Below are 22,611 nucleotides of genomic sequence, written 5' to 3'. Positions count from 1 at the left end.
CTCACGCCACTGCCGCGGCGGCCGGTGCCGGCGCGAAGGCCGGCATGACGTGGCGGATGAACAGCTCGAGCGACTTCTTCTTGCGGGCATGGCTGATGCCGCTGTCGATCCAGATGGAGAACTGGTCGAAGCCGAGCGCCTCGTAGCCCTTCAGCCGGGCGACGACCTCCTCGGGCTGGCCAATGACGAGGTTCCGGCGCACCGCGTCGGGGGCGTATTGCGGGAAGGCGGCGCGCTCCTCCGCAGTGAGCGGCTGCATGATCGCCTGCCGGATCGGCCGCTTATTGGCGAACCAGGCGCCGAACAGGCAGTAGAAGGCGGACAGGTCCTCGCTGAGCGCCTGCGTCTCCGCCTCGGAATCGGCGACGAAGGTGTGCTGGAGCAGCATGATCTTCGGGCGCGGCACCTCGGGATGGTTCGCCACCGCCGCGTTGAAGCGCTCCATCAGGCTCGCCACCTCGCCGTCACCCGACGCGAGCGGCGTGACCTGCACGTTGCAGCCGGTGGCGACCGCGAAATCATGGCTGTTGGGGTCCCGCGCGGCGACCCACACCGGCGGGCCGCCGGCCTGCACGGGCTTGGGCGAGGCGGTGGTGGTTGGGAAGGACCAGAACTCGCCCTGATGGGCGTAGTCGCCCTCCCACAGCTTCTTCACCGCCGGCACCAGCTCGCGCATGCGCAGGCCCGCGCCCATGGCGTCGAGGCCGGGCAGCATGCGTTCATATTCGAAGGAGTAGGCGCCGCGGGCGACGCCGAGGTCGAGCCGACCGTTGCAGGCGACGTCCATCATCGCGGCCTCGCCGGCGAGACGGATGGGGCTCCAGAACGGGGCGATCACGTTGCCGGTGCCGAGGCGGATGGTCGAGGCGCGGGCCGCGAGATGGGCGAGCTGGATGAAGGGATTGGGCGCGATGGTGAACTCCATCGCATGGTGCTCGCCGATCCATACCGTCTCGAAGCCGGCGGCTTCGGCGATCAAGACCAGTTCCTCCAACTCGTCGAAAAGACGGCGGTGGGGGATAGACGGATCGGAACGCTCCATATGGACGAAGAGGGAGAATTTCATGATCGTCGGATCCCCGGTTCTGTCTCAGGTGTGGGCGGCGAGCGGGTGGACGGTGCCGCGTTCGGCATCGCCGACATAGATGCCGAAGGCATCCTCGCGGCGCTCGCGGACGTAGCGGGCGAGCATGGTTCGCGTCGCCTCGTCGGGCAGGCGCGGCCAGGCGATGTCGTCGAACGGCACGAGCCGGGCGCCGCTCTCCGCCTGCGGCGTGCCTTCGAAGGTGCCGCGATAATAGATCGAGACGGTGCCCTCGCCTTCCGTCGCCCCCCGGCCAGGCGTCTCGAACACCGCGAAGAGGAAGCCGAGCTGCGCTTCGACGCCGAGCCGGGCCAGCGCGCCCTTGAGGCTGCGCGGATTGCCGGCCGGCTCCAGGCAGGTGCCGACGGGAAGGTCGAGCCCTCCGCTGCCGTCCTCGACCAGCAGCACCGCGCCGTCCTTCTCCAGGATGGCGCCGACGCGGGCCGGCTCGTCGCGCTTCGCCAGCGCCTGCTGGCCGAGGGCGAAGTCGACATAGGCGCCCCGGCAATAGCCGAGCGGCGGCGAGGGGGTGGCGCCGAAGCCGGCGACCTCGCCGATCAGGATCACATGGTCGCCGGCCTCGACGAGGCTGTGGCGGCGGCAGTCGAACCAGGCGCTGGCGCCTTCGATGACCGGGCTGCCCGCCGGGCCGATGTGCCAGCGGCTGGCGCCGAACTTGTCGATCGATTTCGAGGCGAAAAGCGCCGAGACATCCTTCTGCGCCGCCGCCAGCACTGACACGGCGAAGGTCTCGGCGCTGCCGAATACCGGAAAGCTCGACGCGGTCTTGGCGATGCAGACGAGGACCAGCGGCGGGTCGAGCGAGACAGAGGTGAAGGAATTGGCGGTGAAGCCGCGCATCTCGCCGGCGGCGTCGCGCGTGGTCACCACCGTCACCCCCGTGACGAAGGCGCCCAGCGCCTGGCGGAAAGCCTTCGGATCGAAGGGCGTGGGCGCGACCTCCTGCAGGAAGGCGAGAAGGCGCTGGTTCACGGCCTCCGGGGCGGTGAGGTTCATCATGTGGCGAGCCTCCGCCAGCACCTCGACGCGCCCCTGCGGCGCGAGCCGGGCCATCGCTTGCGACATGGAGGGCGTGGAGTTCGGATCGCCGTCCGCCGTCATGAACAGCGCCGGCACGGCGAGCGAGGCGAGGCGGTCGCGATGCGCCTCGTCGGAGGCGGCGAAGAGCGCATAGGCCCGCGCATAGCCGACCGGATCGCAGGCGGCGAGCAGGCCGGCGACGCGGGCGGCGGTCGCTTCCAGCTCCTCCGGCACGGGCTCGCCGAACCAGCGGCGCACCGCAGCCTCGTGCGAGGCGGCGCTGCCCTCCTCCGCCAGCGTGGCGGCGCGCTGGGCGACGGCGGCGCGCTGCTCCGGCGTGCGGCAGAACACGGCGTTGAGGGCGGCGACGCCGAGCACCCGCGTGGGGTGCGCGAGCGCCACCTCCAGCGCGACCAGCGCGCCCATCGAATGGCCGACGACGACCGCCGCCGGGATCGCCAGCGCATCCATGAGAGCAACGACGTGATCGGCATAGTCGGCGAGGCGGGCATCCTCCGGCGGTAGGCTGGAGCCGCCATGGCCGGGCATGTCGAGCGCGACCACGTCACAACGGGCGCGCAGGGCCTCGATCTGCGGCGCCCAGGCCTCCAACGCCATGCCGACGCCGTGGACGAGCACCACCGGCACGCCACCCGCCACCCCCTCGCGACGGTAGCGTATGCGGCCCGGCCGCCCGCCGCGGCCGACATAGGCGGCGATGCGGGTCTCAGACATGGGCGGCGCCGAGTTCCTGCGTGCTGCCCAGATCCTTCAGGTCCTGGTAGCGGTCGCCGATGCGGTGGTGCGGCCGCCCGCCGATCGAGGCGCCGAGCGCAACGACGATCTCGTCCGGCGCCGGCGCGTCGGGAATCGCGAACTGGATGGTCAGGTAGTGGGAGCGGCGACCCTCGTCGAGCTTGTCCATCAGCGGGATCACGACCGGCGCACCGGGCCCGCCGCGCGTATTGGTGAAAGCGAGGTAGCTCTTGGCGCCCACGGCCTTGCGGTAGTGATTGCCGAAGCGGAGCGTGTGGATCAGCGCCGAGGCGTGCTCCACCTCGCCCGAGGTGCCGACGATGGCGGCCTTGCCATAGCCTTCCACCGCCTCGCCCGACCCTGTGAGCTTCAGGATCTCCTCCGTCAGCAGGGCGCCGAGCTGGGGGGCGATGTCATGGATTTCCGGCCTCAGATCCTCGACGAAGCCGCGTCCGGCCCAGGGGTTGGTCAGCACCGCCGCCGCGGCGTGCATCCGCAGCGGGGTCGTGGCGGCGCGTCCGCCCTCGATCAGCGTGGTCTCGGAGTAGGTGACAAGCTTCCTGAGTTGCAGAGGCATGACGCGAATTCCACGTTGGCGACGCTCGTTCGGCGTCTATCTATCGTTCCTCGTAAGATGGTATACCATAAGACATCGGAGTCAATTGTCATGACGCGCGCCACAGGCGACAAGAGGCGGGGGATGGAGACAATGATGGTCGCGATGAGGGAAGCGAACGGCGCCGGGGTCACGGCCGGAGAAGAAATGAAGGTCGAGCGCAGCGTCGCTACCTTGCGCAGCCTCACCCTCGAGAAGATGCGGGACGCGATCCTCGACTTTCGCTTCCGGCCCGGCGAGCGGCTGGTGGAGCGCACGCTGTGCGAGCGGCTCGGGGTAAGCCGCAGCGTCGTGCGCGAGGTGCTGCGCCATCTGGAGGCGGAGGGATTGGTCGAGACCATCCCCCATCAGGGGCCGGCGGTGACGAAGCCGGATCCGGCACAGGCGGCGCAGATCTACGAGATCCGCGGCCTGCTGGAGAGCGAGGCGGCGCGCGCCTGCGCGCTCAAGGCCGACGATGTCGCCGTTGCCGAGCTCGGCCGGGTGATCGACGCCATCGACGCAGCCTTCCGATCCGGCAGCCCGCGCGAGGTGCTGCGGCGGACGACAGAGTTCTACGAGAAGTTGTTCGTGGCGGCCGGCAAGCAAGTAGCCTGGGACGTCGTCCGCTCCCTCAACGCCCGCATCAACCATCTGCGCGGCATGACCATCGCGGCCGAGGGGCGTCACGAGGCGGCCATCCGCGAGATGCGCAAGCTCCACGACGCCATCCGCCGGCGCGACGGCATGGCCGCCTATGAGGCGAGCCGCGAGCACGTCGCGACGGTGGCGCGTCTCGCAGACGCGATCCTCGGCGACTTCTGACGCTTAGCTTTGCTTCAAGTCGCCTGCCCGCTGTCGGCGCAACCGCAGAATAGGAGGCTCATCCGGACCGGGCATGTACCTCAACGCATCGGCCCCCGAGGCGATGCAAAGGCCACGTTCCATCATGCTTGCCGCACCGCGCTCAATGTGCGGCCGATGTCCCTTGTCAGGAAGGAGTGAATCTGCGCGATGACGGCGGCGCCTTCGCCGACCGCGGCGGCGACCCGCTTGGTCGAGCCGGCACGAACGTCTCCGACGGCAAAGATGCCGGGGCAACTGGTTTCGAGTGGCAGCCGCTCGCCGTCACCGGCGCGCTCCCCCGTGAGGACGAAGCCCGCTCCATCGAGCGCCACACAGCCGTCGAGCCAGTGTGTATTGGGATCGGCTCCGATGAACAGGAAAAGGTGGCGCGATGCGTACTCCCGGACCGCACCGGTCCGGCTGTCCCGAAACGTCGCCCCGGTCAGACCTGTCGCCCGGTCGCCATGCAAGGCGGCGATCTCGCTGCCCACATGCAGTTCGACATTGGGCAAGGCCGCGATCCGATCGATCAGGTAGCGGGACATCGTCTGCTCGAGGGGCCGGCGCACCACCAGGTGCAACTGCCGGACCTGCGGCGCGAGATAGGCGACCGCCTGGCCCGCCGAGTTTCCGCCACCAACCAGGACGACGTCCTGGCCGGCACAAAGCCGCGCCTCGACGGGGGATGCCCAGTAGGACACACCGGCCCCCTCCAGCTCTTCAATGTTGGAGATGGCGGGCTGCCGGTAGCGCGCTCCCGAAGCGATCACGATGGTGCGCGAACGCGCCGTGCCGCCGTTGCTGAACTCAAGGCTGAATGGGGCTTCCGCATCCTCGCCGTGACAGCGAAGCAATCCGACGGTCAGCGGAATGGCGAGCTCGGCGCCGAATTTCGCCGCCTGATTGAAGGCCCTGCCCGCGAGGGCCTGTCCGGAGATGCCGGTTGGAAAGCCGAGATAGTTTTCGATCCGGGCGGACGCGCCGGCCTGGCCGCCAAAGGCGCGGCTGTCCAGCACCAGGACGGACAACCCTTCGGATGCGCCATAGACGGCAGTGGCAAGCCCGGCCGGGCCGGCCCCGATGACCGCCACGTCATAGACCTTGTCCGCGTCGAGATCCGGTGTGATGCCGAGGCAGGACGCGGCGTCCGCATTGCTCGGGCTTCTAAGCAATGTGCCATTCGGGCAGATCATCAGCGGCAGATCTTCGGGATCGACGCCGAGCCGTTCGACCAGTTCGCGACCCTCCACCTCGCAGGCGGCGATGACGGTATGAGGGTAGCCGTTGCGGGTGAGGAAGCCCGACAACCCGACGATGTTTGGATCATCCCGGCGTCCGACCAGGATCGACCCTGCGCCGCCGGTCTGCCCCGCCTCGATCAGCATGACGCGCCGGAGGATGAAGGCGCGCATGATCGTCTCGCCGACATCGGCCGATCCAATGACGAGCGCCCGCAGATGCGGCGCATCAAAGGGTATCGCGACCGCGCCGGAGTCACCCGCCACGACCGACATAAGGGCTGGACGCCCCGTAAGCTGATTGGTCTCGCCGGTGAACTGGCCGGGACCGTAGGTGGTGACCACCGACGACTGGCCCGCCGCGCTGCGCCGGATCGCGTCAGCCGAGCCATCGAGGATCAGCCAGGAGGGGGTGTTGCGGGCGCCGATCTCATAGACGATGTCGCGAGGACCGAAACGGCACGGCGCACCGCTCGCGAAACGACGCGCCGTCGCGAGCTGAAGGGCGGACAGTGTGGGAAACATCTGCTCTCGCCGAGCGTCGCCGATTGCCATGGGGGGACCTCCGTATCGGGCCTATGCCACTTCTCGCGCGCAACACCATCCGAGCAGATGAGGGGCTTGACCGCAATCATGCAGGCGCGAGCTGAGGCGCCCTCGGCAAGGTGAGCGCAAAGACCAGAAGGCCCAGGAGAGTCAGCCCGAAGCCCGCCCATACGGCGGACAGCAGGCCGTAGCCGGCCGCAATCGTCATGCTGCCCGCCCAGGCGCCGATCGCGTTGGCGACGTTGAGCGCCGCGAGATTCATGGCACCCATCAGCGTGGGCGCCTCCGGCGCGAAGCCCGTCAGGCGTACCTGAATCGTGGGGATGGCGACCATCATCGTCGCGCCGACGCCGAACAGGGCCGGCATCAGGATCCACACATTGCTGCCGCCGACGGCCAGCATCGCAAGCACGATCAGGGCGCTGCCGAAACCCAGGACCAATCCTCGCGCGGGATAGGTATCCGCCAGCCTTCCGCCGATCAGGTTGCCGGCGGTCATGCCGAACCCGAACAGCGCGAGCGCGATCGGAATCCAGGCTTGATCGAGCGCCGCCGTATCGGTGACGAAGGGGCCGATGAAGGTGTACACGGCGAAGATGCTGGCAACGCCGAGCGCCGCGACGAGCATTGTGACCCAGACGGCCGGCTTGCGCAGCGAGGCAAGCTCCTGCACCACGGGCCCGCCGCGCAGCGCTTCGGTTCGAGGCACCCAGGTCCACAAGGCAAGGAAGGCCAGCGCGGCAACCCCGGCAACGGTGAAATAGGTGTTTCGCCATCCCATGGTCTGCCCGAGGAAGGTCGCTAGCGGCGAGCCGACGATCGTCGCCACCGTCAACCCGGTCATGACCAGCGCGAACGCCTTTCCCGCATGACCGGGGCCGACGATGTAGGACGCCACCACGGCGCCGGCGCCGAAATACGCCCCTTGCGGCATGCCGCTGACGAAACGCGCCACGGCGAACATGCCGAGATTCGTGGCGACGGCCGACAGGACGTTGCCGAGGATGAACAGAGCCATCAGGCCGAGAAGAAGCGTTCGCCGGTTCAGCCGCGCCGCCACCAGCGTCACCAGAGGAGCGCCGATCACCACGCCGAAGGCATAGGCCGCAATCGCATTCGTCGCTGTGGGGATATCGATGCCGAGGCTGGCCGAGAACAGCTGAAGGATCCCCATGCTCGCAAACTCGGACGTCCCGATGCAGAAGCTGCCGAGCGCCAGGGCCAACAGCGTGAGGCCGCGGTTACGCCGCTCCGCTTCGTTCGTGCAATGCACCTTCACAGCGGCACATTGACCGCGATAGGCCTTGTCCAACATGTGTACCTCCCTTCGCGATGGCTATGCGGATCGTGTCGATCCGGTGTGCAGCGATCCGTCCGAACGTCGTGTCGTCCGATTAGGCCCAGGTCGGGAGGTCTCTTGAGGATCTCCGTTGTCGTGACCTTGATGCTTCCTTCGGCACGCTCAGGTAACTGACAGCTTGATGCGCACCAGGGGTACCGCGGAACGGACGACCGGCGCTAACGCCTGAAGACGATCATCTTCTCCGCAGTCATCTCGCGCGCCGTGTAGGGAATGCCGCCGACGCCGTAGCCGGATTCGCGCCGGCCGGCGAAAGGCATCCAGTCGGTGCGGAAAGCGCTGTGGTCGTTCACCATCACCGCCGAGGCATCGAGCCGTTCGGCGACGTCGAAGGCGACGTCAAGCTCGCGCGTGAAGATGCTGGCCTGGAAAGCGACCGGAAGGGAATTGGCGGCGCCGATCGCCTCGTCGATCCGATCATAGCCGTAAACACATGTGACCGGCCCGAAAACCTCGTGCGTCGAGACCTTCGCCCCGCGCGGCGGATCGACCAGGATCGCTGGCGTGAGCGTGGTTTCGCTCAGGCGACCGCCGCCGATCCGGCGCGCGCCCGCGGCGACCGCTTCGTCGATCCAGGTTTCGACCCGCTTCGCTTCGGCCGGGGTGATCAGCGGGCCGACCTCGGTCTCCGCGTGGGTCGGATCGCCGACCCGCAACCGTTCGACCCGGGCGGCCAGGCGGTCGACGAAGGCCTGCTTGAGCTCGGCATGCACGTAGATGCGCTGCACCGACACGCACACCTGGCCGGCGTGGTAATAACCGCCCTTCGCAATCGGCTCGATGATTGCGTCGAGATCGGCGCTGCGGTCGACGATGACGGGTGCGACGCCGCCATGTTCGAGCGCGCAGCGGGTTCCGGGCGCCAGTATCGAGCGCAGCCGCCAGCCGACTTTCGCCGATCCGATAAAGCTCAGGAAGGCGACGCGCGCGTCGGTGGCGAAGGCTTCGGAAAGGTCGCGACTTTCGGGAAGCAGCGTCTGCACCCAGCCCTCGGGCATACCGGCCTCGTCGACGAGCTTCACCAATTCGATGCAGGAGAGCGGCGTCGCCATGGCCGGCTTGACGATGACCGGGCAGCCGGTGGCGATGGCGGGCGCGACCTGGTGCACGATGAGGTTGAGCGGATGGTTGAAAGCCGAGATCGCCGCCACCACGCCGATCGGCTCCTTGATGGTCCAGGCGCGCCGGTTCTCGCTGGCCGGGGTGAGGCCCATGGGAATCTCGACGCCGCCGCGCACGCGCAGCAGGTCGGCGGCATCGCGGATGCCGTCGATCGCCCGGTCGGTCTCGACCAGCGCGTCCGAATAGGGCTTGCCGCCCTCGCGCGCGATCCGGGTCGCGAATGCCTCGCGGCGCTGTTCGACGAGGCCGGCGAGCTTGTGCAGCACCGCCATGCGCTGATGCGGCTGCAACCAGCCGGCACGATCCAGGAACCGGGCGCGCGCCGTCGTCAGCTTGGCATCGAGAGCCGACGCATCGTCCGTCGGCAGTTCCGCTATGGGCTTGCGGTCGAAAGCCTGCACGATCTCGATCATGCCCGTCCTCCCTATCAACGCGACAAGGCTGCAAGGATCCGGTGTCCGCCTGTCACCTGACCTCCACCGCTTCGGAGGTCACCGCCGTCCGATCGGCCAGCTCCGGAACCTTGGCCGCGTAGATTTGATAATGCGGCGAGTTGCGATGGGCCTCGACGGCCGCGGCGTCCCGGTACAGCTCATCGATCACGTAACGGTCTTCATTTGATGCATCGCGCCAGACATCCCAACGCAGGTTGCCGGGTTCGGCCCTGCAATGCGGTGCCATGCCTATAAGCAATGCTCTCAACTCGGCCGCCTTGCCGGGATACGCGGTCAGGATCGCGGTGATCTTCGATGGCGATTGCGTCATGCAAAGCTCCCGATGAAATGGGTACCTGCGACTCCCTTCCGCCGCCGAGCTACGTGCCTGCGAAATGGAGCCGCACGCCGGATATTTCAGCGGCGCCTCACCCGTTTACCGCATTGAGGGCGGCGAGCAGTTCCTTCCCCACCCCTCCGGCCGAGGCCGGATTCTGGCCGGTGATGAGCCGGCCATCGACGACGACGTGAGGTTCCCAGTTGGCGGCGGACGAGTACTCGGCCCCTTCCGCCCTCAGCGCATCCTCGAGCTCGTAGGGCACGTCGTCGCGGGCGTAGTCGAACTCTTCCTTCTTCGAGAACGACGTCAGCTTCTTGCCGCGTACGAACGGCGTGCCGTCGCCGAGATCCACGCCGAGAAGCGAGCACGGGCCGTGACAAACGGCGCTCACGATCTTGCCGGTACTCCAGGCGCGCACGACGGCCTTCTGCACGTCCGTATTGCGCGCGATGTCGACCATGGGCCCGAGGCCGCCAGGCACCAGGATGGCGTCGTAATCCGCGGCGTCCACCTCGGAGAGCTTGCGACTGTGATTCAGCCGACGGAATGCCTTGCTCTCGAGAAACGCCTTCTGGGCGGGATCCGTCTCGTCATACGCGTCGTAGGGCGTCCATCCGCCGGCGGGCGAAGCGAACTCAATTGCGATCCCCGCCTTGTCGAGCACATCGAAGGGATGAGCGATCTCGGCGAAAAAGAAGCCGGTCTTGCGGCTGTGCGGGCCGATCACGGAGGCATTGGTGACGATGAACAGGACATGCTGGGTCACGATGTTCTCCTTCGATGAATGATGATGCGCTCCGGCATCCACGGCCGGTGCGTCGCAACGGCAACCGGGTCCAGCTGCGCTGCGGCACGCCGTCAGAACTTCACCACTGCACGGCCGACGATCGCGTTGTCGCGGCAGAGATCGAGATATTCGTTGATCTGATCAAAGCCGATGGTCTCGATCGTGTGCTGGATCTTGCCTTCGGCGGCGAGCGCCATGACCTCGCTGAGGTCCAGATTGTTGCCCCAGAAGGACCCATGAAAGGTCTGCTCGCCTGAGACGCGCGGGAACAGCGGGACGTCGATGCGATCGCCGACGAAGCCAACGTCGGCATAGTGCCCGCTGATCGCCAGCAAGGCAAAGCCCAGTTGCATCATCTCCGGCGCACCCACGGTGTCGATGATCGCGTCGAGCTTTTTCTGCCCCGTGGCCGCCTTCAGCTCTTTGCCGATATCGTCGGCGGACTTGCCCTTGATGTCGATGATGTGGTCTGCGCCATACGTCTTTGCGATCGCGAGCTTGTCCGGATTGCGGGCGAACGCGACGACGGTGGCGCCGGCGCCAAGCAGTTTGGCATACTGGACCGCGTAGACGCCGAGGCCGCCGACACCGAACACGCCGATCACCCGGTCCGGGCCAAGTCCACCGGCATCGCGGATCTTCTTGAGGCCACGATAGGGCGTCAGCCCTGCATCGGTGAGCGGAGCGAGCTCCTCGAACTTCAAATGTTTCGGCACCTTGATCACGTAGCGCGCCGGAACGGGAATATATTCCGCGAACCCGCCATAAGTGCCGAAGCCGGGCCAGCGCACGTTCGGGCAGATGTGCGTGTTACCGGCCTGGCAATGGCGGCACACGCCGTCGCCCCATCCGGGCGCGACCACCACATGGTCGCCCTCCTCCAGGCCCGCGGCTTTTGGCACGACGCTGCCAATTTTCGCGAGCGTCCCAGTGATCTCATGACCCGGGATTACCGGCGGCGGGATGTCGCCATAGTTCTGGAAAAATCCGTCGACCAGGAGCACGTCGGATCGACACATCCCACATGCGGCCACCTTGACCAGCACCTCGTCGGCCTGAATGTCGGGAATCGCTATGTCCTCAAGGACAAGCGGCTTGCGATATTGAAGTATGCGCGCGGCTTTCATGTGCTTCTCCTTTCCTCGATAATTCCGGGTTCATTGATGGCTGCCGCGGCCGCCTCCGCCACGGCGATATCCTGTTCGACCGTTCCGGCGCTCGTGCCGACGGCGCCTACGATCTCACCGTCGATCAGGACGGGCAGGCCCCCGCCGAAGATGACGACCTTTCCGCCATTGCTCTGTTCGATGCCGAAGAGCGGCGCGCCCGGCTGCGCCATTTTTGCGAGGTCTGAAGTGCGCTTGTCGAAAAGCCGCGCGGTAATCGCCTTTCCGATGGCAAGGTCGATGCTTCCTATCAGCGCCCCATCCTGTCGCGCGAAGGCGACCAGTGCGCCGCCGGCGTCGACGATGGCGATGTTGTAGGCGACGCCGATGCTCGCGGCCTTGGCCTCGCCCGCGTCGAGCATCCGCTTGGCATCCGACAGTCCCAAAGTGGTGGAGGAGCGCGGCATCGGCTTGCTCACCCTTCTCGGTTCAGCAGCGAACCGCGGAAGCCGACCTCCGGTGCGAAGGCCGCGATATAGACGAGGCTCTTCACCTTCGGCAGGCTGCCCGCCTCGGTGATGACAGCGCCGCCATAGGAATGGCCGACCAGCACGACCGGCTTGCCGGCTCTGGCAACGACTTGCTGGGTGGCATCCACGTCGCCCTTCAAGGTGGCCATGGCTGTGAGCACTCCGAAGATCATGTTTTTCATCATCATCTCTCCAGCGCTGCGACGGTCGTGCGGCCCGCGCCCAAAGACCGGGCGCAGTCAAAGCGGAGACTATGCGCGTCGCTTGCCGGGAAACGGAACGAGCGACGGAGAACCTTCTGGCGGCCATTACATCCGGCCTAAGCGGGCTACACTGTAGGTTCGGCCTAAGTACTTGTCCTTACGGCCGGCCATAAAGATCCTTAAGATTGCTTTCGGATCCGCTGGCCATGCGATGGGTCTCGACCGAGCTGCCGCGGTCCTATCGCGACAAGGCCTCAACGTCCCGCGGCGCCGTTCCCGCAATTGACGCGGTCATGAGCCGGATTTAACAATCCTGAGATTCCTTAAGTTACGGAACGCCGCGATAGCGCTTTGTGGCGCGGCGGAGACCGAGAGCTCTCAGGCTGAACGGCAGTTTGCTGGAGTCGCACGTGGGCGCCGGATGACAGCACGGAGCCCACCAGCGATCTGCCAAGCGTAGCGTCCGCCAATCTGGGTCACCTTGGGGTTTTCAGCTTGTGGGCGCAGTGGAAGTCAATGGACCGGTCGCCGGCAGCCGGCCAGATCGCCTGGAAATCGACGTCGAGCGTCGTGAACTGCGAGCGAACGGATCGACTGTCGCCTTGGGTGGTCGCGCGTTCGCCGTTCTGCAGATGCTGGTCGAGGCGTCCGGGGCCACGGTAACCAAATCGGACCTGATGTCGCGCGTGTGGCCCAAAGTCGTCGTCGGCGACACGGCCCTTCAGGTGCAGATATTCGCGATCCGCAAGGCGCTCGGTGCAAACCGGGCCTTGCTGAGGACCATATCCGGCAAGGGTTATCGTCTGCTGGGCGACTGGGTCGTGTGGCAGACCGCAAGTGCGGCTGAAGCGTCGACGTCGGCGCCGCCGACCTTCGACCCGATCCCGGCGCATTCGCTCGAATCCAACCTGCCGGGCGGCACAGCGGGCCGTCAGGCGATCTACCGGTCCGACGAGTGCGAGATCGATCTGTTACTGCGCCAGGTGCGCGTGCGCGGCGACGCCATGCCGATCGGCGGCCGGGCCTTCGACATCCTGGCCGTATTGGTCGAGGCCGCGAACGAGGTCGTCAGCCGCGGACGTCTGCTTGAGCTCGTCTGGTCCGGCGCCATCGTCGGAGAGAACGCGATCGACGTCCACATATCCGCGATCCGGAAAGCGCTTGGCTCGCATCGCGCCATGCTCAAGACGATATCCGGGCGTGGCTTCCGCCTGGTCGGCACGTGGACGGTGCAGACCGGCAAGGCGCCGCTGCCTCCGCCATCACCGTCGCGCAGCAGCACGTCGACAAACCTGCCCGCCGCCGCAAACGATCTCGTCGGACGGGGCGCATCCTTGGAGTTTCTACGAGAGGCCTGCGCGGCGTATCGCCTTGTCACCCTCACGGGTCCGGGCGGCATTGGCAAAACCGCGCTTGCGATCGAATTGGCACGCAGCCTGCTGGCGCGATTTGACGCCGGCGTCTGGCTCGTGGAGTTGGCCTCGCTCGCCGATCCGGGCCTGCTGCCGGTCGCCGTAGGAGAGGCCATCGGCCTGAAGGCTGATGGTCGCCCGATATCAGCGGAGAGCGTGGCGCGCGTCATTGGCCACGATCGTCTCCTCCTGGTCCTCGACAATTGCGAGCATCTCGTCGCCTCGGCCGCGCAACTGGCGGACGTCATTGTCCGCCTGGCGCCGAATGCCGTCATCCTCGCCACCAGCCGCGAGACCTTGAGGATCAACGGGGAATATGTCTATCGCGTGCCGCCTCTCGAAGTTCCGCGACATGAAGCCGAACGGTCGGAAGAAATACTGGGCAATAGCGCTGTTCAGATGTTCCTGGGGTTGGCCGAGGCGCCGCACATGGACGGCCTCCGCGACGAGCAGAGCCTGCTCTCGATTGCCAGCATCTGCCGTCGCCTCGATGGCCTGCCGCTCGCCATAGAATTCGCCGCCGCCCGCTCGTCCTCGCTGGGGCTCTCCCGGGTTGCGGGAGGACTGGAGAATCGCTTCGCGCTGCTGACGACCGGGCGCCGCACCGCCTTGCCGCGCCATCGGACGCTGCGCGCCGTTTTCGATTGGAGCTATGCCCTGCTGCCGCTTGCAGAGCGTCTGGTGCTCCAGCGGTTAGCCGTCTTTCCGGGTAGCTTCACCATCGAGGCAGCCTGCGCGGTGATGCGTGATCATCCGCCGGCGGATGTCGCGGACTGCATCTCCAGCCTCGTCGAAAAATCCATCGTCACCTTCGACCGCACCACACCCGACGAGCGCTGGCGACTGCTCGAGACGGTGCGTGCCTACGCGATGGAAAAGCTGGCGCCCAGCGGCGAGTGGCACGCGGCCGCGCGCCGCCATGCCGAGTATTTCCGCGACTTCTTCGCCACCTTCAATCCCAATGCCAGAGCCGATCAGGAAATCGGCGGCGAGGAGCTCCCCGCCTACGCTCGCGAGGTCGACAATTTGCGCGCGGCCCTTTCCTGGGCGTTCTCGATCTCGGGCGATGCGGGCCTCGGCGTTGCGCTCGCCACCGCCTCCGTGGCTTTCTGGCTGTCCGCGCCGCTGCTGGAGGAGTGCCGCATCTGGACCACCAAAGCCGTGGCCGAGCTGGATGGCACGGAGAATTCCAGGGACGAGATGGTCCTGCGGTGTGCTCTCGGCCAGTCGCTGATGTTTACCGAGGGCATGACTCCCGCCACCTATAGCAATTTGGCGCGGGCGCTTTCGCTGGCGGAAGAAGTCGGCGACGTCGAATACCAGAGGCGCGCGGTGCATAGCCTGTGGCAAATCAATCTGCGCTCGCTGGAGTTGCGTAGAGCGTTGCAGTTGAGCCGGCGCTATGCCGAACTCGCACTTGGCGACGCCAACCCGCCCGCGGTGCGCACGGCCAACCTGATGGTCGGCATGTCGTTGCTTTATCTGGCGGAATATGTCGAGGCCTCGAGCCTTCTGGAGCGGGCTGTCCATGAATACTCGTCAGCCCGGCACCGGCGTGACGGGCCATCCTACGGCATCAATGAGCCGGCCTCCGCCCATGGCCACCTGTCGTCATGTCTGCTGGCGCGCGGCCTGATCGACGCGGCGATCGAGGCCGCCGGGCGGTCCATCGAAGCAGCCCGGCAAGTCGGGCAGCCCGTCGCTCTTTGCCTGGCGCTCGCACGGCCCGCGGCGCTCCTGTTTCCCGAGCTTGGCGGTTTCGCCATCGCCGAGCGGTATATTGCGCTGATCGAAGAACAGTCCAGCCGCTACGGGTTTCCCACCTTCCGCGCCGTGGCGCTTTGCGCGAAGGGGCGGGTCCTTGCCATGCGGGGCGACCCCACCGCCGGCGTCGCGGCGCTCCGGTCCGGCCTCGCGCAATTGGAGGCCACCGGCTATCGATCATTCGTGACGCCGTTCCGCGGCTATTTTGCCGAGGCGCTCACCGCCGCAGGGAGCGTCGATGAAGGTCTTGCGCAAGCCGAGGAGGCGCTGCGCTCTGCGGAGCAGACGGACTACATGGAATACGTACCGGAATTGCAGTGCATCTGCGGCAGGCTCCTCACCCTCCGCGATCCCGACGATCCGTCCGCGGAGCGGATCTTCCTGCGCGCGATCGATCTCTCACGCCACGAACAGGCACTGTATTGGGAACTGCGCGCGGCGGTGAGCCTGGCGGAACGCTGGCGGCGGCAAGCGCGGCAGGCGGAGGCCTACGCGCTGCTCGCGCCGATCTACCGGCGCTTCACCGGAGGCTTCGGCGTGCCGGCGCTGGTACGGGCCAACGCGCTGTTGCGAGCGATCGAAATCGGTAGCTGAATGAACGCCATCACGGGCGCGCCTTGACTGTTCACATTGCGATCGCGTGGGCGTCAGTGGGAATGCCCGGATCTTGAACACCCGGATCTTGAATGCCCGTGTTTCGAGTGCGCGCTGGTGATTGGAAAAATCGGGGGGAACGGCATGGACGCGCCCAACGCGGCTACCGGGCCGACAGCAGGCATGATGCGGTGGAAGCGGCTCATACCCGTGGCGATGGTGGTCTACATCATCTCCTTCATGGACCGCACCAATATCAGCTACGCCTTCGCCGGCATCGGCCAGGAATTTAACGTCGGCAAAGCGGATCAAGGCTTCGCCGGCGGCATTTTTTTCATCGGCTATACGCTCTTTCAGATTCCCGGCGGCTGGCTCGCCACCCATTGGAGCGCCAAGAAATCCATCGGGATCATGATTCTGCTATGGGGTAGCGCCGCCATCTGGTGCGGCCTCGCCCGCAGCTTCGACGAATTGGTCCTGGCTCGCTTCGTCCTCGGCCTCGCGGAGGGGGGCGTCTGGCCGGCCACCCTGGTTCTCATAAACAACTGGTTCCCGATGTCGGAACGAGCCCGTGCCTACAGCTTCTGGATGACGAACCTGGCGATCGCCTCGATCATTACGCAGCCGGTTTCCGGTTTCATCGTCGAATGGGCCAACTGGCGCACGATGCTCCTGATCGAGGGCGCGCTGCCCTTCATCATCGCCACACCCATTTGGTGGCTGATGATCGCCGATACCCCGCGTGCGGCCGCCTGGTGCTCGGCCGCCGAGCGCGATTTCATCGAGAAGTCGCTGGCTGAAGATCGGGCAAGCGAGCCGAAAGCCACCTCTTTTCGCCAGATCTTCGCCGAGCCCGTCGTCTGGCAGCTGGTCGTCGTGTCGTTCCTGATCCAGGTCGGCTTCTACGGTCTGAACATGTGGATGCCGACGTTGCTGAAGGCGCTGACGGAAGCGGGATTCGGCGCGGTGGGCCTGATCGCCACTCTGCCGTACTTCACGGCGATCGTGTTCATGTGGGTGAACGGTTCCTTGACCGATCGCAACCGGCTCTATCAGCGCCACGTGCTGATTCCGCTCGCGGTGGCCGCCGTCAGCTTGGTTGCATCGGTGCTGATCGGCCAGTCTTCGGTGATGTTGTCGGTATTCTTCATCTGCCTCGCAATGGGCGGCGCACTAGCGTACGAGGGTCCCTTCTGGGCGGCGGCATCGCGGGCGGTGCCGATGTTGGCGGCTGGCGGCGCGGCCGGCCTCATCAATGCCGTCGGCAATCTGGGCGGCTTCCTGGGGCCCCGTCTCGGCGGCATCTTGCTGGATATGAGCGGAGGTCAGTTCATCACCACGGCCATCGCGCTTGCCGCCTCGTTTCTGCTGGCGGGCCTGTTCATGCTGACGGTCCGCCTGCATCGCGACGATGCGGCGACGGCGTCAAAGCTGTAGCGAGCGAATTGGCGGAAGTGGCGCGCCCACGGGGAATCGAACCCCGGTTTTCGCCGTGAGAGGGCGACGTCCTGACCGCTAGACGATGGGCGCGTGCGGCAGGGGCGTCTCATAGGGCCAATCGCCTGCCGGATCAAGCCATCGTTCTGACATTCGGCCGTTTTTCACAGCCATCCACCACCGACACCCGTGGAGGCGTCCGGCGGACGGCGCAGCGGAGCGGCGGGCGAGTGAGCGCCCTCCCCTTCACGGCTCGCTGGCGAAGCTCAGGCTGCCGCGCGCGGCGCGGGTCGCGAGGTCGTAGAACCGCGTCTCAATGAGGCCGCCGCGCTCGAGCGTCACCGCGATCAGATCGCCGGAGATCACCGCCGCGCGCACATTCGCGCCCTTGGGCAGCTGGATGGTACCGGCGATTTCCGCCGGCGCGCTTTTCCTGCCGCTCAGGAGCTTGTATCCGATGGCACCGAAAACGGCGATAAAGCCGAGCACCATGATCAGCCCGGAAAAGGCCGCGAAACGGCGCAGCTTGCGCAGCACGCGCTCCTGGGCGGGGTTGAGCTTGTCGTCGTCAGGAACTGGAGAAGTCATGCGGGCCCCAATGGACGAGCCGTTGGATGAAGTGGACGAGATCGCCGCCGACATGGCGGAGACCCGCGTCGATATCACCGTCGGGCCCGAGGATGAAGGGCAGAGGCTCGATCGTGCGCTCGCCCGGCACCTGCCCGAGCTCAGCCGCACCCGGCTGCAGGCGCTGATCGCCGAGGGAAGGCTCGCCCGCGACGGCGTACCGGTCACCAATGGCTCGGCCAAGGCCACGGCCGGAGCGCGCTACACGCTGGAGCTGCCGGAGCCGGAAGCGGCCGAGCCGGTGGCGCAGGATATTCCGCTCACCATCGTCTATGAGGACGATCACCTCATCGTCGTCGACAAACCGGCGGGCCTCGTCGTGCATCCCGCGCCCGGCAATGCCGACGGCACGCTGGTCAACGCGCTGCTGCATCATTGCGGCGCCAGCCTGTCGGGCATAGGCGGGGTGCGCCGGCCCGGCATCGTGCACCGGCTGGACAAGGATACGTCGGGCCTGCTCGTCGTCGCCAAGAACGACCGCGCCCACAAGCGCCTCGCCGCCCAGTTCGCCGATCATGGCCGCACCGGCCCGCTGGAGCGCGCCTATGTCGCCTTCGTCTGGGGCGTGCCGGAGCTGCCGAGCGGTACGGTGGACGCTCCCCTCGCCCGGCACTCCACCTCGCGCGAGAAGATCGCGGTGCGCCAGGAGGGGCGCTTTGCCATTACGCACTGGTCGCGGCTCAGGGCCTTCGAGGATGCGCAGGGCCGCCCCATCGCGGCGAAGGTCGAATGCCAGCTGGAGACCGGGCGCACTCACCAGATCCGCGTGCACATGGCGCATATCGGCCATGCCCTCATCGGTGACAGCCTCTATGGCAGCAGCCAGCGCACGCGGGTAACGCGCCTTGGCCCCGAGGCCCGCACCATGGTGGAAACCCTGCACCGGCAGGCCCTGCACGCGGCGCGCCTCGGCTTCGAACACCCGGCCACGGGTGAATTCCTGCTGTTCGAGAGCGACTTGCCGCCCGACCTCGCCGCGCTCGAACAGGCCCTCGCGGACGGGCGCTGAACGGCGGGGGCCGCGCGCGCCGGCGCCCGGTCAACGCTTCGTGACCCTCCATCGTCTTGCGCTTTCGCAAAAAGAGGCCGTTGCTGCTATTATAGTGAAGCGGTCGGCGACAAGCGGCCGCCTACCGGTTGCCCGCACTTGGGGACCGAGAAAAGAAGGAGGGTGCAATCATGGCCCGTTCCGCAATGAGCCTGCCGTCCGCTGAAGGTGGCCTGAACCGCTATCTCGCGGAAATCCGCCGGTTCCCCATGCTGGAGCCGCAGGAAGAATATATGCTCGCCAAGCGCTGGCGCGAGCATGAGGATCCGGACGCCGCCCACAAGCTCGTCACCAGTCATCTGCGTCTGGTGGCCAAGATCGCCATGGGCTATCGCGGCTACGGCCTGCCGATTTCCGAGGTCATCTCCGAGGGCAATGTCGGCCTCATGCAGGCGGTGAAGCGGTTCGAGCCCGACAAGGGCTTCCGCCTCGCCACCTATGCCATGTGGTGGATCAAGGCTTCGATCCAGGAGTACATCCTGCGCTCGTGGAGCCTGGTGAAGATGGGTACCACGGCGGCGCAGAAGAAGCTGTTCTTCAACCTGCGCAAGGCCAAGAGCCAGATCTCCGCGCTGGAAGAAGGCGATCTGAGGCCGGACCAGGTGCAGCAGATCGCCACCAAGCTCGGCGTCACCGAGCAGGACGTCATCGACATGAACCGCCGTCTTGGCGGCGACGCGTCGCTGAACTCGCCGCTGCGCGGTGATGTCGAAGGCGGCGGCGAATGGCAGGACTGGCTGGCCGACGACCATGACAGCCAGGAAACCGTCATCGCCGAGCATGAGGAGATGGACAACCGGCGCAATGCGCTGTCGGGCGCCCTGTCGGTGCTGAACGAGCGCGAGCGCCGCATCTTCGAGGCGCGCCGCCTCGCCGACGATCCGATGACGCTGGAAGACCTCGCCGCCGAGTTCGGCGTGTCGCGCGAGCGCGTGCGGCAGATCGAGGTCCGCGCCTTCGAGAAGGTGCAGAAGGCGGTGATCGACCGCGTGCACCAGATGGAGACGGCGCCGATGCGCCAGGAAACCTCGCCGGCGCTCTGACCGGCACACAGGGTTTCCACCTGACATGAATGAACCGCGCGGGAGACCGTCCCGCGCGGTTTTTCTTTGCCGGCAGACGGTGGTTCAGGCGGTCAGCGAGACACCGGGCACGCCGGCCGGACGCCCCGCGCCGGCGGCGACCAGCGCAGCCATGCGCACATCATGCGCCAGCACGTCGCGAATGCTGAGCACGCCGACCAGCTGGTGTTCGGCCAGCACCGGCAGATGCCGCACATGGTGCTCGTCCATCATCGCGCGCACCTGGTCGACGCTGTCGTCCATGGCGCAGGAGATCATGTTGCGCGACATCAGCTCGGAGACGGGCAGCTTCAGCGAGGCGGCGCCGCGTTCGGCAATGGCGCGCACCACGTCGCGCTCGGAGAAGATGCCGACCACGGTGTCGCCCTCGGAGCCGCAGGCATCCTTCACCACCACGGCGCCGATGCGCTCGCGGTTGAGCAGGGTGGCGGCCATTTCGACGGTTTCCGACATGCGGATCGTCGGCACGCGGGCGCTTTTCAGCTTCATGAGATCAGCGACTAGCATGGCGTTTCCTCGACTTGAGTGGAACGGGCGCCGTCACGTCTTCTTAGCCTTTGGTCGAAGTCTGGTATGCAATACACCTGTCGTCAACGAAAAGAGTCGCCGCGCCGCAGCATGGCGGATCCGGCGGGCATATGAAAAAGGCCGGGCTCGCGCCCGGCCTTTTGCGTCATCGGAGAGCCGCGCTCAATGAGCGAGGTTTTTGACGATGTCCTCGACCATTTTCTTTGCGTCGGCGAAGAGCATCATGGTGTTGTCGCGGAAGAACAGTTCGTTCTCGACGCCGGCATAGCCGGCGGCCATGCCGCGCTTGATGAACAGCACGGTCTTGGCCTTCTCCACGTCGAGGATCGGCATGCCGTAGATCGCCGAGGTCGGGTCGGTCTTGGCCGCAGGGTTGGTCACGTCGTTGGCGCCGATGACGAAGGCCACGTCGGCCTGAGCGAACTCCGAGTTGATGTCCTCCAGCTCGAACACCTCGTCATAGGGCACGTTGGCTTCCGCCAGCAGCACGTTCATGTGCCCGGGCATGCGGCCCGCCACCGGATGGATGGCGTATTTCACCTCGACGCCTTCTTCCTTCAGCTTGTCCGCCATCTCGCGCAGCGCGTGCTGGGCCTGCGCCACCGCCATGCCGTAGCCCGGCACGATGATCACCTTGGCCGCGTTCTTCATGATGAACGCCGCGTCTTCCGCCGAGCCCTGCTTCACCGGCCGGCTCTCCACCGCGCCGGCCGGGCCCGCCGCGGCATCGCCGCCGAAGCCGCCCAGGATCACCGACACGAAGGACCGGTTCATCCCCTTGCACATGATGTAGCTCAGGATCGCGCCCGAGGATCCCACCAGCGCGCCGGTGATGATCAGCGCCGTGTTGCCCAGCGTGAAGCCGATGCCCGCCGCCGCCCAGCCGGAGTAGGAGTTCAGCATCGACACCACGACCGGCATGTCCGCCCCGCCGATCGGGATGATCAAGAGCCCGCCGAACACCAGCGAGGCGATCACGATCAGCCAGAACACCGTGTGGCTCTCGGTCAGCGTCAGGATGACGACCAGCACCACGATCAGCGCCGCCAGCGCGAGGTTGATCGCATGGCGCGCCGGCAGCAGGATCGGCTTGCCGCTCATATTGCCGTTCAGCTTGGCAAACGCGATCACGGAACCGGTAAAGGTGATGGCGCCGATGGCGACGCCGAGGCTCATCTCCACCAGCGCCTGCGCATGGATATGGCCGGGATCGCCGATGCCGAACGCGGCAGGAGCGTAAAGAGCGGCAGCCGCCACCATGACAGCGGCAAGGCCCACCAGCGAGTGGAACGCCGCCACCAATTGGGGCATCTGCGTCATCGCGATCTTGCGGGCGATCACCGCCCCGGCGCCGCCGCCAATGGCGAGGCCGCCGATCACCAGCGCCCAGCCGCCCAGCCCCGAGGGCGGCGAGGAGGCCAGCGTGGTCAGCACCGCGATGGTCATGCCGACCATGCCGAACAGGTTGCCCTGGCGCGAGGTCGCCGGGCTCGACAGCCCGCGCAGCGCCATGATGAACAGCACCCCGGAGACGAGGTACAGCAGAGCGACGATATTGGCGTTCATCCCGTCGCCCTCACTTCTTCTTCGAGTACATGGCGAGCATCCGGCTGGTCACCAGGAACCCGCCGAAGATGTTCACGCTAGCCAGGATCAGCCCGAGGAAGCCGAAGCCGCGCGCCCAGCCCGTGCCCTCCGCCACCGTGTCGACGCCCACCGCCAGCAGCGCGCCGACCACGATCACCGAGGAGATCGCGTTGGTCACGCTCATCAAGGGCGTGTGCAGCGCCGGCGTCACCGACCACACCACGTAATAGCCCACGAACACCGCCAGCACGAAGATGGCGAGGCGGAACACGAACGGGTCGATCGCCCCGCCCGAGAGCGCGTGCGCCGCGTTACCTGCGATCTCCGCATAATGCTGTGCCGCCGCGTCCGCATAGGCTTGCGCCGCCTGCGCCGCCTGCGCCGCCACTTCCGCGGCGATGCGCGCGCCTTCCGCCGCGTTCTGGGCGACCGCGTCGCCCGCTGCCGGATTGGCCATGTCCCTCAATCCCCTAGAAGTCTGTTATCCGAGCCCTGCCGCGCCCTCCCCGGCGCAACCGGCCCGCCCTGTCGATCACGGCAAGAC

At 66.7% G+C, this 22,611-nt stretch carries 20 protein-coding genes and 1 tRNA gene; 5 read left to right on the top strand and 16 right to left on the bottom strand.

Features of this window, described 5'->3' with window-relative positions; translation table 11 throughout:
- Position 1: 1 nt before the first annotated feature.
- From ACO2RV_RS00380 to ACO2RV_RS00370, 3 genes are read right to left on the bottom strand one after another with little or no spacing between them, the layout of a single operon-like run.
- On the bottom strand, positions 2–1,066 hold the full coding sequence (locus ACO2RV_RS00380) for an LLM class flavin-dependent oxidoreductase (RefSeq protein WP_423288633.1): 1,065 nt from the start codon (positions 1,064–1,066) through the stop codon (positions 2–4).
- Positions 1,067–1,090: 24 nt separating this feature from the next.
- Positions 1,091–2,860, bottom strand: coding sequence for an alpha/beta fold hydrolase (locus tag ACO2RV_RS00375; RefSeq protein ID WP_423288631.1), 1,770 nt, complete (start codon positions 2,858–2,860; stop codon positions 1,091–1,093).
- Positions 2,853–3,458: an amino acid synthesis family protein gene (locus tag ACO2RV_RS00370; RefSeq protein WP_423288629.1), complete on the bottom strand. Its 606-nt coding sequence runs from the start codon at positions 3,456–3,458 to the stop codon at positions 2,853–2,855. Before ACO2RV_RS00370 ends, ACO2RV_RS00375 begins: the two co-directional genes overlap by 8 nt.
- 135 nt (positions 3,459–3,593) lie before the next feature.
- Here ACO2RV_RS00370 and ACO2RV_RS00365 point away from each other — a divergent pair, with 135 nt between their 5' ends.
- The gene (locus ACO2RV_RS00365) at positions 3,594–4,301 is read left to right on the top strand and encodes a GntR family transcriptional regulator (protein WP_423289847.1); all 708 of its coding nucleotides are present in this window, start codon (positions 3,594–3,596) and stop codon (positions 4,299–4,301) included.
- 122 nt (positions 4,302–4,423) lie between these two features.
- Here ACO2RV_RS00365 and ACO2RV_RS00360 read toward each other — a convergent pair whose 3' ends face one another.
- From ACO2RV_RS00360 to ACO2RV_RS00325, 8 genes are all read right to left on the bottom strand, one after another.
- Positions 4,424–6,115: an FAD-dependent oxidoreductase gene (locus ACO2RV_RS00360; protein WP_423288627.1), complete on the bottom strand. Its 1,692-nt coding sequence runs from the start codon at positions 6,113–6,115 to the stop codon at positions 4,424–4,426.
- Positions 6,116–6,191: 76 nt separating this feature from the next.
- A complete protein-coding gene (locus ACO2RV_RS00355; protein WP_423288625.1) occupies positions 6,192–7,421 on the bottom strand; it encodes an MFS transporter in 1,230 nt (409 codons plus the stop codon).
- Between the two features lie 203 nt (positions 7,422–7,624).
- Positions 7,625–9,001: an aldehyde dehydrogenase family protein gene (locus tag ACO2RV_RS00350; protein ID WP_423288623.1), complete on the bottom strand. Its 1,377-nt coding sequence runs from the start codon at positions 8,999–9,001 to the stop codon at positions 7,625–7,627.
- 52 nt (positions 9,002–9,053) lie between these two features.
- Entirely contained in the window at positions 9,054–9,353 is a 300-nt protein-coding gene (locus tag ACO2RV_RS00345; RefSeq protein WP_423288621.1) for a putative quinol monooxygenase, read from the bottom strand.
- Positions 9,354–9,450: 97 nt separating this feature from the next.
- Positions 9,451–10,128 (bottom strand): type 1 glutamine amidotransferase domain-containing protein, encoded by a 678-nt coding sequence (locus ACO2RV_RS00340; RefSeq protein WP_423288619.1) that lies wholly within the window; start codon positions 10,126–10,128, stop codon positions 9,451–9,453.
- Positions 10,129–10,220: 92 nt separating this feature from the next.
- Positions 10,221–11,276 carry an NAD(P)-dependent alcohol dehydrogenase gene (locus ACO2RV_RS00335; RefSeq protein ID WP_423288617.1) on the bottom strand — a complete coding sequence of 352 codons (1,056 nt, stop codon included), beginning with the start codon at positions 11,274–11,276 and terminating at the stop codon, positions 10,221–10,223.
- The gene (locus ACO2RV_RS00330; protein WP_423288615.1) at positions 11,273–11,722 is read right to left on the bottom strand and encodes a GlcG/HbpS family heme-binding protein; all 450 of its coding nucleotides are present in this window, start codon (positions 11,720–11,722) and stop codon (positions 11,273–11,275) included. Before ACO2RV_RS00330 ends, ACO2RV_RS00335 begins: the two co-directional genes overlap by 4 nt.
- A gap of 8 nt (positions 11,723–11,730) precedes the next feature.
- Positions 11,731–11,967 (bottom strand): alpha/beta hydrolase, encoded by a 237-nt coding sequence (locus ACO2RV_RS00325; protein ID WP_423288613.1) that lies wholly within the window; start codon positions 11,965–11,967, stop codon positions 11,731–11,733.
- A gap of 527 nt (positions 11,968–12,494) precedes the next feature.
- Here ACO2RV_RS00325 and ACO2RV_RS00320 point away from each other — a divergent pair.
- On the top strand, positions 12,495–15,758 hold the full coding sequence (locus ACO2RV_RS00320) for a winged helix-turn-helix domain-containing protein (RefSeq protein WP_423288611.1): 3,264 nt from the start codon (positions 12,495–12,497) through the stop codon (positions 15,756–15,758).
- Positions 15,759–15,902: 144 nt separating this feature from the next.
- Positions 15,903–17,195 carry an MFS transporter gene (locus ACO2RV_RS00315; RefSeq protein WP_423288609.1) on the top strand — a complete coding sequence of 431 codons (1,293 nt, stop codon included), beginning with the start codon at positions 15,903–15,905 and terminating at the stop codon, positions 17,193–17,195.
- A gap of 18 nt (positions 17,196–17,213) precedes the next feature.
- On the opposite strand, the gene ACO2RV_RS00310 is transcribed toward ACO2RV_RS00315, so the two are convergent.
- Positions 17,214–17,288: transfer RNA gene (locus ACO2RV_RS00310), tRNA-Glu, on the bottom strand.
- 153 nt (positions 17,289–17,441) lie between these two features.
- Complete coding sequence (locus ACO2RV_RS00305) at positions 17,442–17,732, bottom strand: DUF6476 family protein (RefSeq protein ID WP_423288607.1); 291 nt, start codon at positions 17,730–17,732, stop codon at positions 17,442–17,444.
- A 49-nt stretch (positions 17,733–17,781) separates the two neighbouring features.
- Here ACO2RV_RS00305 and ACO2RV_RS00300 point away from each other — a divergent pair, with 49 nt between their 5' ends.
- A complete protein-coding gene (locus tag ACO2RV_RS00300) occupies positions 17,782–18,831 on the top strand; it encodes an RluA family pseudouridine synthase (protein WP_423288605.1) in 1,050 nt (349 codons plus the stop codon).
- A gap of 170 nt (positions 18,832–19,001) precedes the next feature.
- Complete coding sequence (gene rpoH / locus ACO2RV_RS00295; RefSeq protein WP_423288603.1) at positions 19,002–19,913, top strand: RNA polymerase sigma factor RpoH; 912 nt, start codon at positions 19,002–19,004, stop codon at positions 19,911–19,913.
- An 84-nt stretch (positions 19,914–19,997) separates the two neighbouring features.
- Here rpoH and ACO2RV_RS00290 read toward each other — a convergent pair whose 3' ends face one another.
- The 3 genes from ACO2RV_RS00290 to ACO2RV_RS00280 form a co-directional block, all read right to left on the bottom strand.
- Positions 19,998–20,459, bottom strand: a complete 462-nt coding sequence (locus tag ACO2RV_RS00290; protein ID WP_423288601.1) for a CBS domain-containing protein — start codon at positions 20,457–20,459, stop codon at positions 19,998–20,000.
- Positions 20,460–20,642: 183 nt separating this feature from the next.
- The gene (locus ACO2RV_RS00285; protein ID WP_423288599.1) at positions 20,643–22,046 is read right to left on the bottom strand and encodes an NAD(P)(+) transhydrogenase (Re/Si-specific) subunit beta; all 1,404 of its coding nucleotides are present in this window, start codon (positions 22,044–22,046) and stop codon (positions 20,643–20,645) included.
- Between the two features lie 10 nt (positions 22,047–22,056).
- On the bottom strand, positions 22,057–22,524 hold the full coding sequence (locus ACO2RV_RS00280) for a proton-translocating transhydrogenase family protein (RefSeq protein WP_423288597.1): 468 nt from the start codon (positions 22,522–22,524) through the stop codon (positions 22,057–22,059).
- Positions 22,525–22,611: the final 87 nt, after the last annotated feature.

The sequence above is a fragment of the Ancylobacter sp. VNQ12 genome (assembly GCF_049445835.1).
In the GTDB taxonomy this organism is placed as follows: domain Bacteria; phylum Pseudomonadota; class Alphaproteobacteria; order Rhizobiales; family Xanthobacteraceae; genus Ancylobacter.
This window is presented reverse-complemented; position numbering and strand designations above follow the sequence as displayed.

What these genes read in the sequence shown, in the direction of transcription:
- ACO2RV_RS00330 (WP_423288615.1), bottom strand. Translation starts at nt 11,722, where the DNA reads ATGCCGCGCTCCTCCACCACTTTGGGACTGTCGGATGCCAAGCGGATG.
- ACO2RV_RS00285 (WP_423288599.1), bottom strand. Translation starts at nt 22,046, where the DNA reads ATGAACGCCAATATCGTCGCTCTGCTGTACCTCGTCTCCGGGGTGCTG.
- ACO2RV_RS00380 (WP_423288633.1), bottom strand. Translation starts at nt 1,066, where the DNA reads ATGAAATTCTCCCTCTTCGTCCATATGGAGCGTTCCGATCCGTCTATC.
- ACO2RV_RS00290 (WP_423288601.1), bottom strand. Translation starts at nt 20,459, where the DNA reads ATGCTAGTCGCTGATCTCATGAAGCTGAAAAGCGCCCGCGTGCCGACG.
- ACO2RV_RS00365 (WP_423289847.1), top strand. Translation starts at nt 3,594, where the DNA reads ATGGTCGCGATGAGGGAAGCGAACGGCGCCGGGGTCACGGCCGGAGAA.
- ACO2RV_RS00280 (WP_423288597.1), bottom strand. Translation starts at nt 22,524, where the DNA reads ATGGCCAATCCGGCAGCGGGCGACGCGGTCGCCCAGAACGCGGCGGAA.
- ACO2RV_RS00325 (WP_423288613.1), bottom strand. Translation starts at nt 11,967, where the DNA reads ATGAAAAACATGATCTTCGGAGTGCTCACAGCCATGGCCACCTTGAAG.
- ACO2RV_RS00360 (WP_423288627.1), bottom strand. Translation starts at nt 6,115, where the DNA reads ATGGCAATCGGCGACGCTCGGCGAGAGCAGATGTTTCCCACACTGTCC.
- ACO2RV_RS00345 (WP_423288621.1), bottom strand. Translation starts at nt 9,353, where the DNA reads ATGACGCAATCGCCATCGAAGATCACCGCGATCCTGACCGCGTATCCC.
- ACO2RV_RS00375 (WP_423288631.1), bottom strand. Translation starts at nt 2,860, where the DNA reads ATGTCTGAGACCCGCATCGCCGCCTATGTCGGCCGCGGCGGGCGGCCG.
- ACO2RV_RS00370 (WP_423288629.1), bottom strand. Translation starts at nt 3,458, where the DNA reads ATGCCTCTGCAACTCAGGAAGCTTGTCACCTACTCCGAGACCACGCTG.
- rpoH (WP_423288603.1), top strand. Translation starts at nt 19,002, where the DNA reads ATGGCCCGTTCCGCAATGAGCCTGCCGTCCGCTGAAGGTGGCCTGAAC.
- ACO2RV_RS00300 (WP_423288605.1), top strand. Translation starts at nt 17,782, where the DNA reads ATGCGGGCCCCAATGGACGAGCCGTTGGATGAAGTGGACGAGATCGCC.
- ACO2RV_RS00315 (WP_423288609.1), top strand. Translation starts at nt 15,903, where the DNA reads ATGGACGCGCCCAACGCGGCTACCGGGCCGACAGCAGGCATGATGCGG.
- ACO2RV_RS00355 (WP_423288625.1), bottom strand. Translation starts at nt 7,421, where the DNA reads ATGTTGGACAAGGCCTATCGCGGTCAATGTGCCGCTGTGAAGGTGCAT.
- ACO2RV_RS00335 (WP_423288617.1), bottom strand. Translation starts at nt 11,276, where the DNA reads ATGAAAGCCGCGCGCATACTTCAATATCGCAAGCCGCTTGTCCTTGAG.
- ACO2RV_RS00350 (WP_423288623.1), bottom strand. Translation starts at nt 9,001, where the DNA reads ATGATCGAGATCGTGCAGGCTTTCGACCGCAAGCCCATAGCGGAACTG.